Here is a 13,084-nt window from a genome sequence, read left to right as displayed (position 1 = left end):
GGCGACGACATCGTCCTGCGCACGCGGCGGGATTTCATGGGCCAATGGAGCGACAGCAGTTTTCACGGTGGACCTCGCAAGGACACGATCAGACAGGCAATGAAAAAAGCATATAGCTGGCTAATGTTTCTATCCAATATATTATTCGACCTGTTTAAGACGTTTTACGACCTATTGGAGGGCCCATGGAACTGCGACACTTGCGTTACTTCATCGCCGTGGCCGAAGAACTGCATTTCGGCCGCGCCGCGCTGGCCCTGGGCATCTCCCAGCCGCCTTTGAGCCAGCAGATCCAGGCACTGGAACAGGAGATTGGCGCCCGATTGTTCGAGCGCACCAATCGTCGAGTCGAATTGAGCGAGGCCGGACGGCTGTTCCTTGAAGAAGCGCGACGGGTGTTGATCCAGGTCGACAAGGCCGCCGACGTGGCCCGCCGTGCCCAACTAGGAGAACTGGGTGAGCTGAAAATCGGTTTCACCTCCTCGGCGCCGTTCAACTCCACCATTCCCCAGGCGATTTTCTCGTTCCGTCAGCGTTTCCCCGCGGTGCACCTGAACCTGCGGGAAATGAGCAGCACCCAAGTGGCCGACGCATTGCTGGATGAGGCGATCGAGGTCGGCATCATGCGGCCCTTGCCGCTGCCCGATGCCCTGAGGGAAATCGAACTTAGCCGCGAACCCCTGGTGGCCGTGCTCAGCGCCAAGCATCCCCTGGCCCAGGGCGATGAAAAAGGCCTGTTCCTCTCAGCGTTGGCCCAGGAGCCGTTCGTGTTTTTCCCGCGCAGCTACGGCAGCGGACTCTACGCGCAACTCCTGAGCCTGGCCCGCGACGCCGGCTTCAGCCCGCACTTCGCCCAGGAAGCCGGTGAGGCCATGACCATCATCGGCCTGGTCGCGGCAGGGTTGGGTGTCTCGGTATTGCCGGCGTCCTACCAACGCATGCGTATCGATGGGGTAGTCTATCGACCGCTGCTCGACCCGGCGGCGGTCTCGGCCGTGTGGCTGGTGCAGCGCAAGGAACAGCGTTCGCCGATGGCGAAGGCGTTTGTGGATTTATTGACGCAAGACACTTGCCGTTAATCCCAAACACTCGACCTCGATTAGATCGGCCTATCCTTCCCAGACCGTCGCGGGCCTATTGCCGTGGTAATCATAAAAACCCTGGAGTATCCAGGTGTCGCCCTGGCGTTCGAACGCGGCGCGCCATGCGCCTTTGCCACCGCCGGGGGACAGTTGGGCCATGGTGTACCAGTAATATCGATAGATTCGCTTGGTGGTTATCCTGCCGGCGCGGATATCTGCCAGGATTTCCCCGACCTTGGCTTCAGCCTCCTTGGGAAAGCTGGCGTATGACATCTGTGTTTCGGCCAACGCGCTGGTGCTGGTTTTGAATTTATCCGGTACAGGCTCCGGAAGGGGTGAAACCATGGGGGCGGTGGGTGAGGGTGTCCCTGTCACTTTGTTGGACTTGGCCTGTGTAACGATTTCGATGTCGAAGGGTTCATAGTTTGCGAGCGAACTGGTGAAGTTTGTAATGTCTTCGCCGGTGAGCAGCATGGTGTTTCGCTGGGTCTTGCCTTTGTTGAGAATGAGATAAGGCACGCGATTGTTCCTTATTTCCGTCAACAGGCCTGGCTTGTGCAGACGCTGCTTCTCTTCCCGAAGCGCAGTGATCATCTCGTTGTAATAATCCTCTGAAGCCATGTAGTTTTCTCGGGCGGCCTGCTCTTGCGGCCTGTCCCCCGGATGTAACGCCTGGGCCTTGGCATTCAATTTGGCTTCCACGGTCTTCAACATGGCCCGGGTGTCCTTGGATATCTTATCCATGGCCACTCTTTTCCTGCCTTTATGGGGCGTGAAGGTCATGAAGACCGCGCCGGTAAGGTTGTCCGTGATCAGGGTGGTGTGCACCTGGATTCGATCTTCAGTAAAGAACACTTTTTTGTGTGAAAGGATCGTGTCATATATCTTTATTTTTTGTGTTTCGCTCAGTTCGACGTCAGGCATGTTGGCTTCGATGTCCTTATAGCTAAGGGTCACGATTCGCCATGTGTTCATCTTGTCCAGCAGCTCGTCGTGGGAAGCCTGATGCCGGGACAGATTGCCCCGGCCCTGGGTCAGGTCCCTTATTTTCGAGAGATAGGCGTTGATGTCGAGCGCGCCTATATCGGCCATGCTTTCGTCCAGTAGGCGTTCGAGCAGCGTGTCGGGCATGGAGTGGAAAATCTCCTTTGCCGTGTTGACGGCTTCAAGGGTGGGGTAGCGATTGTTGACCAGCACCCCTTCTACCAATGCATTGAAATTGCGCTCTCGCGGCGTCTGCGGGGCTCGTCTGAACAGGCTCTGAAGCGCGCCGCCTCCGCGTAGGCGCTGCCGTTCTTCAACCTGCCAACGATCATTCTCCCAAATGACAGTCCGTTGGTTCGAGCGGTTGTTGGGCGCGTAGATGATTTGCTCGCCTGCCTGGACCGCCGTCTTGTAATAGCCGTTCTCCAGCATCAGGTAGCCTTGCCCGCTTGCATCCCGGTACCGGTGGCGACCCTCGTGGATCAATCCATGGCCGTCGAATCCTTTGAGCAGGTACGGCCACAGCTCCGGGTCCGTCATGGGGGGAAGCGCCGATAGCGTCGGGCGTGCTTGTCTGCGACGGCGTCCGGCGCGGGCCATGATCAAATCCTGTCCCGCCTCGGCGATGACCTCTCCCAGCCCGCCGACAAAATCAAGGGTCCACTGCTCCAGGCTGCCGTTCTCATCGTCTATCGCTGACACCGCGGCACCGCCGGCCATGGTCGGCAGGATCGCCCGTCCTAGCAGGCCGCCCAGCCGGCCAGCCGGGAACATCGACATCGCCCCCGTCAGCAGCATGAGGGCGCTGCGGCGTCCCTCTTGGGCGCCGGTACTGTCGCGCTCGGCATGGGTCACCGTCAACATGTCCACCGTCTTGATCCCATGGGCGATTTGCGTCTCATGCAACGCTTTGAACACATCCCCCTCGACGATGGGCGAAGCGATGGTCTTCGCGAAGTCATCCTGTGCCCTGTCCTTGGCCCACGCGAAGACAGACTGTGTGACTTTCTTGATTTTTTCCTCCAGCGTCAGGTTCTCCGAGGTCGATACCATGCTGGCAAGTTGCTCGGCCTGTTTGAGCAGCGGCAGGTGCGAAATGAGCCAACGGGTCATCTCCGGCGTGGCAGTAAGTGTTTGCGTCAAGGTTGTTTCCAACGCCCGCGCGCTTGGCGCATCCACGTCCCTGAACGTCTTGCCATCGGGGGCGCCTGGTGTGTACAGCGTCAACGAGGGGCGGCTCGCCGTCGCCTTCACCCCAAACGCCAGCAATTCCTTCAGCACGCTGTCGCCCCATTGCAGTTGGCGGACCACAACCTGGTGCCCGTTGACCTTCTCGCGCGCCGCCGCGGTCGGGCCGTCCAGTGCCGCCAGCACCAGCTTCAAACCGATATTGTCCCGGTCGTGCCGCAAGTCTCCCGAAATATGCGCGGCCCACACTTGGGCGCGCATCTGTTGCGCTTTCAAGGCCATCCACTGCGCCTGCTGTGCCCGGGCCACGCGTTGCAGCTCGGCCGGAAGCCGGGCGCCGATGTTCGCCCTTTCAATGACGTCCACAATTTGCGCGAAGCTCAGCGGCCCTTCCACGGTTGGGTGAGGGGCATTGCGTTCATCCTGGGTCAGGTTGGACATCGCCCACTGCATCAGGGAGCGACGGTCATCGACGATCCCCCTCACGCTGCCTTGCGAGACCCCGGAACCAAACGGCGAGCTGCCCGTCGGTGCGTGGGGGTCGCTCACGGTTCTTCTGATGCCCAGGGACACGTCCTCAGGGTCGACCGGCGGGTATTTCGCCTTGATGACATCGGCGAGCAACTGACGGGTCCGGTCCCGAAGAGCGTCCATGGTGGCCAGCGTCACCGGGTCCGGCGGCGGGGGCAGATCCGTCAGGGCTTTGTGCAGGTCCCGCGTCGCTGCCCACCATGCCAGGCGATCGCTGGCGGTAACGTGCGGGTTGCCGTGCAGCCAGTCATTGAGTCTCTTGAGGTTTAACCGCAGTTCGCGCTCGCCCATGGCGTTCGCCAGGTCCAGCTTGTGGCCGATGTCCGCCGCCACATCGACCCTGTTCATCCAGGCGCTGATTTCTTCCGCCGCCGCGGGACCATCCAGTACGGCATCGCACACGGCGGTTTTCTGCTCCGCCCGCAGTTCCGTGACCAGGCGAGCGAGGAAGTGCCCGGTCACGGGCGCGGTGTCGACTTCATCCCCAGCGTTGCCGTCTTGCGCCAGGCCGGCCTTGAGCGCCACCAGCGTGTCGTACAGTTGCAACGGCTGGCCCGGGCGGTACAGCACGGCATTTCCTGAATCGCTGGCGTTGTCATACCGCGACAAGGCCACGGCGCCCGACACCGGTACGCTGAAGCTCCACCGGCGGGGTGTGATCTCCAGGCTGAACACCCCGGGTCGGAGCCGTTCCGCCAACTGTGCACGAGACGCTGCGTCCGGCGCCGACAACGCATAGTCGGTCAGCGCCTGGTGCATCTGCGGGCTCATTGTCGTGTCCAGCCGATGCAGATCGGCCTGGGCCTTGAGTTGCCTGGCGAGCTCGTCCGCCAGCCAGTCGCCGACGTTGCGGTCCTGGCTGAAGTCGGCCGGCTTGTTCCAGAACTCATCTAGTGCATGGGTGAGCAGTCGTTCATAAAGCGCCGGTGTGGCGCTGATCAGCCGCTTGATTTCAGCTTTTGCGGCGCGCTCGTTCAGGGCGGCGGGCGCTGCGGTGGTATTGTCCTGGCGCGTGACAATCTCGATGTGGTCCAGGTCATGGAAGAATGCGCGCGGATCGATCCTGCCGGCGACGACTTGCAGCAAAAGGGTTTCGAGCGAGAGAGTGTCCGTCACCGTCTTACCGGTTGCCGGCTCATCGGCTGTGTGCTGCACAGGCGCGATCGTCTCTTCTCGCCGCGTACGCACGGACAGCTCGTGTACCGTCATGCTGCCCGCCAAGGCAGGGAAGGTTCTCCTGAACCAATAATCCAGGTGTTGCCTCATCACGTTGGAAGGCCGTGGGATGGCGTCGTTCAGGCGAATCATGTGTTGCTGCGACGCCTTGAGCTGGCTGATCAGCGAGGCATCCGGCAGCGTGGCGCTGTCGGCGAGCGGTAAGTCATGAGACCTTGTAAGAGGGGTGTGTTCCACTGCTTTTCTTCCTGGAGGAATGTTGGCAGCACAACCTATTCAGGAAAAGTTCGGGCGGGTGGTATATAGGTACCGCATGCGGGGAGGGGCGATAGGGTAGGAACGATCAATGAGCGCTATGACTTGGGCGCTTTCGGATCATTGAGTGGTTGTGAAGATTGCCAAATAATAGCTTCGCGAGTCGCCTGCGATTGTTTCTCCAGCACCCAATGCCCGATATCTACCAATATCAATGAGTGCGGCTGCGTCGCAATGTACTAGATCTGTTCGGCCAAGGTTTTTCCTCTCGAGTGGTCCCTGCCGAGGGTGAGTACTGGCTGTAGGAAAACGCGCATTTCAAGTTGAGACACTTCCTATTCCTTCCAGGTACCACGCCGTTGGGATTGCCACTCGCCTGCGCTGCGACGTCTTATTCATCACTCCGAATCGTCCGGCTCAGCGCTCCTTCCCAGCGGCAAGGGGTGCAGCCTGAAGCCCATGAATAAGGCCCCTGGAAATGCACTCATCTTTGGATGCCCTCTACACCAACGAAATCTCCCGTGAATCTCTCCGTCATTTGGATGACTTGTACTTGGAGCAACGCCACCTGGAGGGTTACGGCGAAGAAGTCGCGGCATTCGTCAATCGACAAAAAGCATTCGTCCAAGCGCATCCGCCAATCGCTATTTATCGAGTGGCCACCGAGGGCAGCCAGACGCGGTACGGCGGAACGATCCAGCAGGTGTCATCTTCGTTGACGTTCACCTTGGATAATGGCTGGAAAGTGTGCGCGGCGCAGAAAGGCGACCAGGTGGTGTACGCCGATGGCAGCACGGCACGGATCATCACTGGGGCCGGGGAAGCCAATAGCAATATCGCGCTGGTCGGCAGTCGTTTGAGCAATGGCGACGAAATCATCAATACGCTTCAGAAACGTTTCCTGATCATCGTGCGTGAAGGCGTGCCGATGGCGGAGGATTTCTTGCCTGCTCTTAAACGGGCGGATGTTCATCGCCTGCACTCGAATGCGATGAAGGAAGACAGCCAATGAACGAGGGGCTGCTGCGCAGCCCAGCGGGAGCACGCTCCCTCGCCACAAGGTTCATGCTGAACACGCAAACAGAGTGAAGATGATCTACCTGATGCCTGTGAAAGCGAGGGTGCCGGTAACATCCGGGTCTGCCATCAAACCCTGTGGGAGCGAGCTTGCTCGCGATGACGGCGGCACAGCCCGCATCACCGGCACTGACCCAGCGCTATCGCGAGCAAGCTCGCTCCCACCTGAGGGGTGTTGGATGGCCTGGCATCAATTGCCAGGCTTCCCTAATGGCTCCAAAGGCGCTTTTTACTGCACCTTCGCCAAATCCCCTTTCAACGCAACACCGGCCATGATCGCGCCGGCGTGGCATTCATAGGTGGTGGGGTCTTTGCGTTCGTTGCTCTTGTAGAAGCTGACGATGTTGGTGACGGCGTTGGCGCCAGCGTTCTTGGCGGCCTGGTGCAGACTGATCAGGGCTGATTGCAGCACCCATTCGCAGGCCACTTCATCGGACTTGTTGAAGGCGTTGGTTTTCTTGTTGGTCACGGCGCCGGGGCTGACCACGGTGACGTTGCCAGCCGGTTTGTTACCGGCCAGGTAGAACTTCACGCTGCCGTCGATCTTGCCGGTGCGGATGGCTTCGGCGACGACCTTGTCGAATGGCAGGAACAGCGCGGTATCACGGGCCTGGCTGAGGCTTGGCAGGGTGCTGAGCAACAGGGCGGCGGTCACGACGATTTTCTTCAACGACATCAGGGTCTCCTTGACGCAGGGGTAACGGGTTTTGAATTCGAGTCAGCGCCAGCGGCGGAAGATCAGCGAGGTGTTGACCCCACCGAAGGCGAAGTTGTTGTTCATCACGTATTCGTTGCTCATCGACCTGAATTCGTTGCGCAGGTAGTCGAGCTGGCCGCATTGAGGATCAACCTCATCGAGGTTGAAGGTGTGCACGTACAGGTCGCTTTTCAGCATTTCGATGCTGAACCAGGACTCCAGCGCCCCGCAGGCACCCAGGGTGTGGCCGAGGAAGCTCTTCTGCGAGCTGATGGGCATGTGCTCGCCAAACAGGCTGCTGGTGGCCAGGGTTTCGGCAATGTCGCCCTGTTCGGTGGCGGTGCCATGGCCATTGACGTAGCCGATGGCCGAGGGTTCGAGGCCGGCATCTTCCAGGGCCAGTTCCATGGCCCGGCGCATGGTGACCAGTTCGGGGCGGGTTGCGTGCTGGCCGTCGGCGTTGCTGCCGAAGCCGACGATCTCGGCATGAATCCGTGCGCCGCGGGCCAGGGCGTGTTCCAGTTCCTCAAGCACGAGCATGCCGGCGCCTTCGCCGATCACCAGGCCATCGCGGCCCTTGTCGTAGGGACGCGGGCTGGTTTGCGGCGCATCGTTTTTCAGGCTGGTGGCGTAGAGCGCATCGAAGACCATCGCTTCGGTCGGGCACAGTTCTTCCGCACCGCCGGCCAGCATCAACGGCAGGCGCCCGAACTTGATGGCCTCGTAGGCATAGCCGATGCCGTGGCTGCCACTGGTGCAGGCACTGGAAGTGGGGATCAGGCGTCCGGTCAGCCCGAAGAAGATGCTGATATTGGCCGCCGTGGTGTGGGGCATCATGCGCACATAGGAGTTGGCGTTCAGGCCCTCGGCCACGCTGTTGAGCAGCATGTTGCCGAATGCCTTGATCTCGTCGGTGCTGCCGGTGGATGAACCGCAGGACACGCCCATGCGCCCGTCCTTGATCGATTCGTCGCCCAGCAGGCCGGCGTCGGCCAGGGCCTGTTCCGCCGACGCGACTGCCAGGCGCGAGACTCGCCCCATGCTGCGCAATTGTTTGCGGGTCCAGTGGGCTGGGACCTGGAAGTCGTCGATGGGGCCGGCCAGGCGCGTGTTCAGTTCGGTGAAACGGTCCCACTCATCCATGCGCCGGATGCCGCTGCGGTTGGCGGCGAAGTTGGCTGCGATGGTTTCCCAGTCGCTGCCCACGGAGGTGATGCCGGCCATGCCGGTGACGACGACGCGCTTCATCAGCACAAGCCTCCATTGACGGCCAGCACCTGCCGGGTGATGTAGCCGGCTTCGGCGGACATGAGGAAGTTCACCGCGCCAGCCACTTCTTCCGGGGTGCCCATGCGTTGGGCGGGGATCATTTTCATCAGTTCTTCCACGGGTACGTTTTCATCGAGCATGGCGGTGTCGATCAACCCCGGCGCGACGCAATTGACGGTGATCTTGCGCTTGCCCAGCTCGATTGCCAACGCCTTGGCCGCGCCGATCAAACCGGCCTTCGAAGCACTGTAGTTGACCTGGCCGCGATTGCCGATCAGCCCGGAAACCGAAGTGATGCAGACGATCCTTCCGGCGGCGCGACGACGGATCATCGGCATCATCACCGGGTGTAGCACATTGTAGAAACCGTCGAGGTTGGTGCGCATCACCACATCCCAGTCGTCTTCGCTCAAGGCCGGGAAGGCGCCATCGCGGGTCAGGCCGGCATTGAGCACCACGCCGTAATAGGCGCCGTGGGCTTCGACATCGGCTTCGAGAATGGCCTTGCAAGCGGCGCGGTCGGCCACGTCGAATTGCAGCACCCGGACGTTGCGGCCCAGGGCCTGGATTTGTGCCTGGACCGCCTCGGCCTCGGCGCGACCGCTGCGGCAGTGCAGCACGATGTCGTGCCCGGCCTGGGCCAGGCGCAGGGCGATGGCGCGGCCGATGCCACGGCTGGAGCCGGTGACCAGTACGGATTCAGTCATGGCGGGGTTCCTGTTGCGGACGGTTCATGAAGGTAATGGGCGGCCTGGGGCGGGCGGAATACATTGAGCCGGGCCGTGGCATGGATGCCGGGGGCGTGGATGTGGCATTCGAACACGCCCATGCCGTTGTCGTCTTCCAGGGAGCGCACGCCATGGATGCTCAGCTCGATACCGACGGGAAAGCAGTCGACGTTGCATTCGAACTTGCGGGTGCCGAGCAAGAAGCCCAACTCCACGGCATCGCCGCGTCGGCGGGCGTGGCAACCGGCAAACGCCGCGACACTCTGGGCCATCAGTTCGATGCCGACCCAGGCCGGCAGTGCGCCGTCGTCGCGGTTGAACAAACCGCCGGGCTTGACGGTGGCGTGGGTGTGGATCTGTTCGTCATCGAACGACAGGATCCGGTCGATGAGGATCATATCGCCGGCATGGGGCAGCAATTCGGCGAGCGGCCAGTCAATCATGGGGCATCTCCGATAATCAGGCTGACGTTGTTGCCGCCGAAGGCAAATGAATTGCTCATCAGGCGGCGGGGGGTGAACGGGTTCAGGCGGGTGCTGGCGGTGACCCAGTTCAGCGCTGGCAGGGCAGGATCGGCCTGGCCGTCCCAGACGTGCGGCGGTAGGGCCTGGGCGGTGTTTTGTGTGCTCAGGGCCAGCCAGCAGAACGCCGCTTCCAGTGCCCCGGCCGCGCCAAGGGTATGGCCGGTCATGGGTTTGGTGGACGAGCAGGGCACGCCCGCCGGGAACAGCCCGGCCACGGCCTGGCTTTCCATGGCGTCATTGTGTTGCGTGGCGGTGCCATGCAGGTTCAGGTAGTCGATCTGGCGAGCGTCGAGGCCGGCACAGCGCAGGGCTTTTTCCATGGCCTGGCGCGCGCCGCGACCGCTGGGTTCGGGCGCGGAGATATGGTGGGCATCGGAACTGGCGCCGTCGCCGAGCAAGGCTATCGGTGTTCCCTCGCCTGGCGTCTTGCTCATGAGGAACAGCACCGCCGCTTCGCCAATGTTGATGCCGCTGCGGTTCACCGAGAACGGATTGCAGCGTTCGTTCGACACCGCTTCCAACGCGGAGAAACCGTTGAGGGTCAGTTTGCACAGGCTGTCCACGCCACCGCACAGCACCGCATCGCACAGGCCCAGGTCCAACAGGCGCCGGGCGCTCATCAAGGCGCGGGCGCTGGAGGTACAGGCCGTGGAAATCACGTAGGACGGGCCGCTCAGGCCGAGCCAGTCGGAAAGAAAGTTGGCCGGCGCGCTGAGCTCCTGTTGCTGGTAGTCGTAGCCGTCGGGGAAGCGCTGCTCGCGCAGGTAGTGGGCAATGCCCTGGCTGGCCTCGTCGATGCCCGACGTGCTGGTGCCCAGAACGATGCCGATGCGAGCGCGACCGTAGGCCTGGATGGCCAGGTCGATCTCGGCGCGAATCTGCAGCCCCGCTTCCAGCAGCAGTTGATTATTGCGGCTGCGTTGCGCCGCCAGGGCAGGGGGGATGGGCGCGAGTTCACCCGGCACCGCGGCGACCGGCAAGGCCCGTTCGGCCACCCAGCCATCCTCGCTGCGCACGCCCGAGCAGTCGCCGGCAAACAGGTTGCGCGCGACAGTGTGCTTGTCGCGGCCCAGGGCGCAGATCACCCCGAGGGCATTCAGGTAGGCGGTCATGGGGCGTTCTCGGTCAACGGTGTGATGCGGTAGCGGGGGCCTTGGGGCAGGCTCATTTCGAAATCCAGCGGCTGCGTGTAGCGCACCTGCCAGCGATCATCGAGGGCCCGTTGCGACGCCTGTCGCCGGGCCGCCGGATAGTTGCCGGACAGCTCGGCTTCGGGGGTCAGGGCGAACAACAGCGCGGCGAACAACTCCCGGGCCTCGGCATTGGGTGGCAGCAGACCGTCGGCCTGCCACTGGCCGTCGACCAGTCGCTGACGGGCCACGGGAATGCCCAGGGGGTCCATCATCGACCAACGGATGCCGGTGTCTTCGCGCTGGATCACCAGCAACCAATCCTGGCGTTGGCCGGCCAGGGTCCGCTCGATGTGCAGTTGCATCGGCAACGCCAGGGTCGGCGTACGGGCGGGCAGCGGCGCCTGGCTGGCGCAGGCGCTGAGCAGCAACACACAGGCGATCAGCAGGCTACGGATCATCCGGCAGCCCCTTCGCCAGGCTTGCGCGCCACCACATTGACCAGGGTTTCCTCACGCTCGCCAAATGGCTTGGGCCGGCGCAGGCCAAAGCGTTCCAGCAGGCCGAAATCCTTGGCACGGCTCCACCACAGGTACGGGTAGGAGACGTTGCGGTCTTCGAACCGGAACCCTTGATCGCGGATCATCTGCAGGTACTGCGCGGCACTTTTCTGCACATGCATGGGATGACGGAACAGCCAGCGGATCACCCAGGTATCGATGTAGGCTTCGGTGGATTCGGCGAACATCAAATAGCCGCCGGGCTTGAGTACGCGGTAGAACTCGGCGAGGGCTTTTTCCTGCTCCACCAAGTGATGGAACGTCTGGTGGCAGAACAACAGGTCGACGCTGGCGTCGGGCACCGCCAAGGTCGCGCAGTCGCTGCCGATCAGTTCCACGCTCATGCCTTGGCGCGTGGCTTCCTCCCGGCTCAGGTCCAGGCTGTGAGGGTCGGCATCCACGCCGATCAGGCATTGTGGCGCGAACACTTGGCGCAGGTACTGGAATGATTTGCCCTGGCCGCAGCCGGCGTCCAGCAGCACCGGGTTGGCCGGCAGCGCGGTGCTGAACAGGCTGCGCAGGTCGTTGATCGCCACGCGCAACACGTGGTGCTGCCAGGTGTGGCTGCGCAGGAACCAGAAGCCGAAGCGGGTTTCTTCGACGTAGTTGTCGCTCAGGTAGCTCATGGTTGCTGACTCGGCGCCGGGCTTGCGCAGATTTCCGAGAGCATGCGCAGGCGCCGCTTGGGTTCGCTGACAAACGGGTTGCGCTGATCCCAGGCGTAGCCAGCCAGGATCGAACTGATCATGCGGCGGATGTCGTCTGAGCCTTCGGTGTAGAAAATCACGTCCTGGAAGGTGCCGGCGTACCAGCCCTCGACATAGCAGCGGAAGGTGTCGACGCCGCGCTTGAGCGGCTCGGCGAACTCGCTTTGCCAATCGACACTTTCACCTTGCAACTGACGGTGGAGCACGTCGGCGGCCATGCTCGCCGAACGCATGGCAATGGTTACGCCGGAGGAGAACACCGGGTCGAGGAATTCCGCGGCGTTGCCCAACAGGGCAAAGCCCGGGCCGTGCAGGGTCTTGACGTTGGCCGAGTAGCCGCCGATGGTCCGCGCCGGGGTGTCCCACTGCGCATTTTGCAGCACGCCGGCCAGGCTTGGGGTTTCGTCGATGAAACCACGCAGGCAGGCATCGAGGTCGTCGGTGCGGCCGGCGAAATGTTCCGCCGCCGCGACCACGCCCACCGAGCAGCGCCCGCCGCTGAACGGAATGGTCCAGAACCACACGTCACGTTTGCTCGGGTGGGTGGTGATGAGGATCTTTTCCCGGTCGAACGCCGGAGCGTCGATGCGATCCTCGATGTGCGTGAACACCGCCTGGCGCAGCGGGAAGTTCGACGGCGCCTCAAGGTCCAGCAGGCGCGGCAGGACGCGACCATAGCCGCTGGCATCGAGCACGAAGTCGGTTTCGACGCAGTACTCGCTGCCGTCTTCACGCTGCACGCCCAGTCGTGGTTTGGCAAGGGTGAAGTCGGCACTGGCAATCGCTTGGCCGTAGCGGATCTCCACACCTTGCAGGGCGGCCTGGTCGGCCAGCAACTTGTCGAAGTCGGCCCGTTGCACTTGGAAAGTGGTGGGCTTGCCGTTGCTGAAGGTATCGCCGAAGTCGAAGGCGCTGTAGCGCTCGCCCCAGGCAAATGCGGCGCCGTTCTTGCGCTGGAACCCGGCGGCATTCACCGCGTCGAGCATGCCGGCTTCTTCAACGAAATCCAGGCAATGGGACAACAGGCTTTCACCGATGGAGAACCGTGGGAAATGCTGGCGCTCGATGACCAGCACGTCGTGGCCCTTGCGCTTGAGCAGCGCGGCGGCGATGGCCCCGGAGGGGCCGGCACCGATGATGACGACCTGGCGATATTCCGTTTCAGTCACAGGCATT

The 13,084-nt window shown here is 62.3% G+C and carries 11 protein-coding genes; 2 read left to right on the top strand and 9 right to left on the bottom strand.

The features are described from left to right. Nucleotides 1–185 precede the first annotated feature (185 nt). The gene (locus BT125_RS12385; protein ID WP_072407293.1) at nucleotides 186–1,079 is read left to right on the top strand and encodes a LysR family transcriptional regulator; all 894 of its coding nucleotides are present in this window, start codon (nucleotides 186–188) and stop codon (nucleotides 1,077–1,079) included. 30 nt (nucleotides 1,080–1,109) lie between these two features. On the opposite strand, the gene BT125_RS12380 is transcribed toward BT125_RS12385, so the two are convergent. Next, the gene (locus BT125_RS12380; protein WP_072407291.1) at nucleotides 1,110–5,198 is read right to left on the bottom strand and encodes a dermonecrotic toxin domain-containing protein; all 4,089 of its coding nucleotides are present in this window, start codon (nucleotides 5,196–5,198) and stop codon (nucleotides 1,110–1,112) included. 496 nt (nucleotides 5,199–5,694) lie between these two features. Here BT125_RS12380 and BT125_RS12370 point away from each other — a divergent pair, with 496 nt between their 5' ends. Continuing rightward, nucleotides 5,695–6,228 (top strand): PAAR domain-containing protein, encoded by a 534-nt coding sequence (locus tag BT125_RS12370; RefSeq protein WP_072407289.1) that lies wholly within the window; start codon nucleotides 5,695–5,697, stop codon nucleotides 6,226–6,228. Nucleotides 6,229–6,522: 294 nt separating this feature from the next. Here BT125_RS12370 and BT125_RS12365 read toward each other — a convergent pair whose 3' ends face one another. Genes BT125_RS12365 through BT125_RS12330 form a run of 8 tightly spaced genes read right to left on the bottom strand, consistent with a single transcriptional unit; the run spans nucleotide 6,523 to nucleotide 13,083 of the window. Continuing rightward, nucleotides 6,523–6,969, bottom strand: a complete 447-nt coding sequence (locus BT125_RS12365) for an excinuclease (RefSeq protein ID WP_072407287.1) — start codon at nucleotides 6,967–6,969, stop codon at nucleotides 6,523–6,525. A gap of 42 nt (nucleotides 6,970–7,011) precedes the next feature. After that, nucleotides 7,012–8,238: a beta-ketoacyl-ACP synthase gene (locus tag BT125_RS12360; RefSeq protein ID WP_072407285.1), complete on the bottom strand. Its 1,227-nt coding sequence runs from the start codon at nucleotides 8,236–8,238 to the stop codon at nucleotides 7,012–7,014. Beyond that, on the bottom strand, nucleotides 8,238–8,966 hold the full coding sequence (locus tag BT125_RS12355) for a 3-ketoacyl-ACP reductase FabG2 (protein WP_072407283.1): 729 nt from the start codon (nucleotides 8,964–8,966) through the stop codon (nucleotides 8,238–8,240). The genes BT125_RS12360 and BT125_RS12355 overlap by 1 nt, the downstream gene beginning before the upstream one ends. Then, nucleotides 8,963–9,430: a hotdog family protein gene (locus BT125_RS12350; RefSeq protein WP_072407280.1), complete on the bottom strand. Its 468-nt coding sequence runs from the start codon at nucleotides 9,428–9,430 to the stop codon at nucleotides 8,963–8,965. Before BT125_RS12350 ends, BT125_RS12355 begins: the two co-directional genes overlap by 4 nt. Continuing rightward, complete coding sequence (locus tag BT125_RS12345; RefSeq protein WP_072407278.1) at nucleotides 9,427–10,623, bottom strand: beta-ketoacyl-[acyl-carrier-protein] synthase family protein; 1,197 nt, start codon at nucleotides 10,621–10,623, stop codon at nucleotides 9,427–9,429. The genes BT125_RS12350 and BT125_RS12345 overlap by 4 nt, the downstream gene beginning before the upstream one ends. Beyond that, complete coding sequence (locus BT125_RS12340; protein WP_072407277.1) at nucleotides 10,620–11,102, bottom strand: DUF3261 domain-containing protein; 483 nt, start codon at nucleotides 11,100–11,102, stop codon at nucleotides 10,620–10,622. Before BT125_RS12340 ends, BT125_RS12345 begins: the two co-directional genes overlap by 4 nt. Next, entirely contained in the window at nucleotides 11,099–11,827 is a 729-nt protein-coding gene (locus BT125_RS12335; protein WP_072407275.1) for a class I SAM-dependent methyltransferase, read from the bottom strand. Before BT125_RS12335 ends, BT125_RS12340 begins: the two co-directional genes overlap by 4 nt. Further along, on the bottom strand, nucleotides 11,824–13,083 hold the full coding sequence (locus tag BT125_RS12330; protein WP_072407273.1) for an NAD(P)/FAD-dependent oxidoreductase: 1,260 nt from the start codon (nucleotides 13,081–13,083) through the stop codon (nucleotides 11,824–11,826). Before BT125_RS12330 ends, BT125_RS12335 begins: the two co-directional genes overlap by 4 nt. Between the last annotated feature and the right edge of the window lies 1 nt (nucleotide 13,084).

The organism is Pseudomonas sp. NFACC04-2, from assembly GCF_900119265.1.
GTDB classification, from domain to species: Bacteria; Pseudomonadota; Gammaproteobacteria; order Pseudomonadales; family Pseudomonadaceae; genus Aquipseudomonas; species Aquipseudomonas fluorescens_AA.
Note: the sequence above shows the minus strand (reverse complement) of the source record. Positions and strands in the feature narration are given on the sequence as shown.

Excerpts from the sequence above, each read along its gene's own strand:
- BT125_RS12385 (WP_072407293.1), top strand. The coding sequence starts at position 186 with ATGGAACTGCGACACTTGCGTTACTTCATCGCCGTGGCCGAAGAACTG.
- BT125_RS12370 (WP_072407289.1), top strand. The coding sequence starts at position 5,695 with ATGCACTCATCTTTGGATGCCCTCTACACCAACGAAATCTCCCGTGAA.
- BT125_RS12365 (WP_072407287.1), bottom strand. The coding sequence starts at position 6,969 with ATGTCGTTGAAGAAAATCGTCGTGACCGCCGCCCTGTTGCTCAGCACC.
- BT125_RS12360 (WP_072407285.1), bottom strand. The coding sequence starts at position 8,238 with ATGAAGCGCGTCGTCGTCACCGGCATGGCCGGCATCACCTCCGTGGGC.
- BT125_RS12355 (WP_072407283.1), bottom strand. The coding sequence starts at position 8,966 with ATGACTGAATCCGTACTGGTCACCGGCTCCAGCCGTGGCATCGGCCGC.
- BT125_RS12350 (WP_072407280.1), bottom strand. The coding sequence starts at position 9,430 with ATGATTGACTGGCCGCTCGCCGAATTGCTGCCCCATGCCGGCGATATG.
- BT125_RS12345 (WP_072407278.1), bottom strand. The coding sequence starts at position 10,623 with ATGACCGCCTACCTGAATGCCCTCGGGGTGATCTGCGCCCTGGGCCGC.
- BT125_RS12340 (WP_072407277.1), bottom strand. The coding sequence starts at position 11,102 with ATGATCCGTAGCCTGCTGATCGCCTGTGTGTTGCTGCTCAGCGCCTGC.
- BT125_RS12335 (WP_072407275.1), bottom strand. The coding sequence starts at position 11,827 with ATGAGCTACCTGAGCGACAACTACGTCGAAGAAACCCGCTTCGGCTTC.
- BT125_RS12330 (WP_072407273.1), bottom strand. The coding sequence starts at position 13,083 with ATGCCTGTGACTGAAACGGAATATCGCCAGGTCGTCATCATCGGTGCC.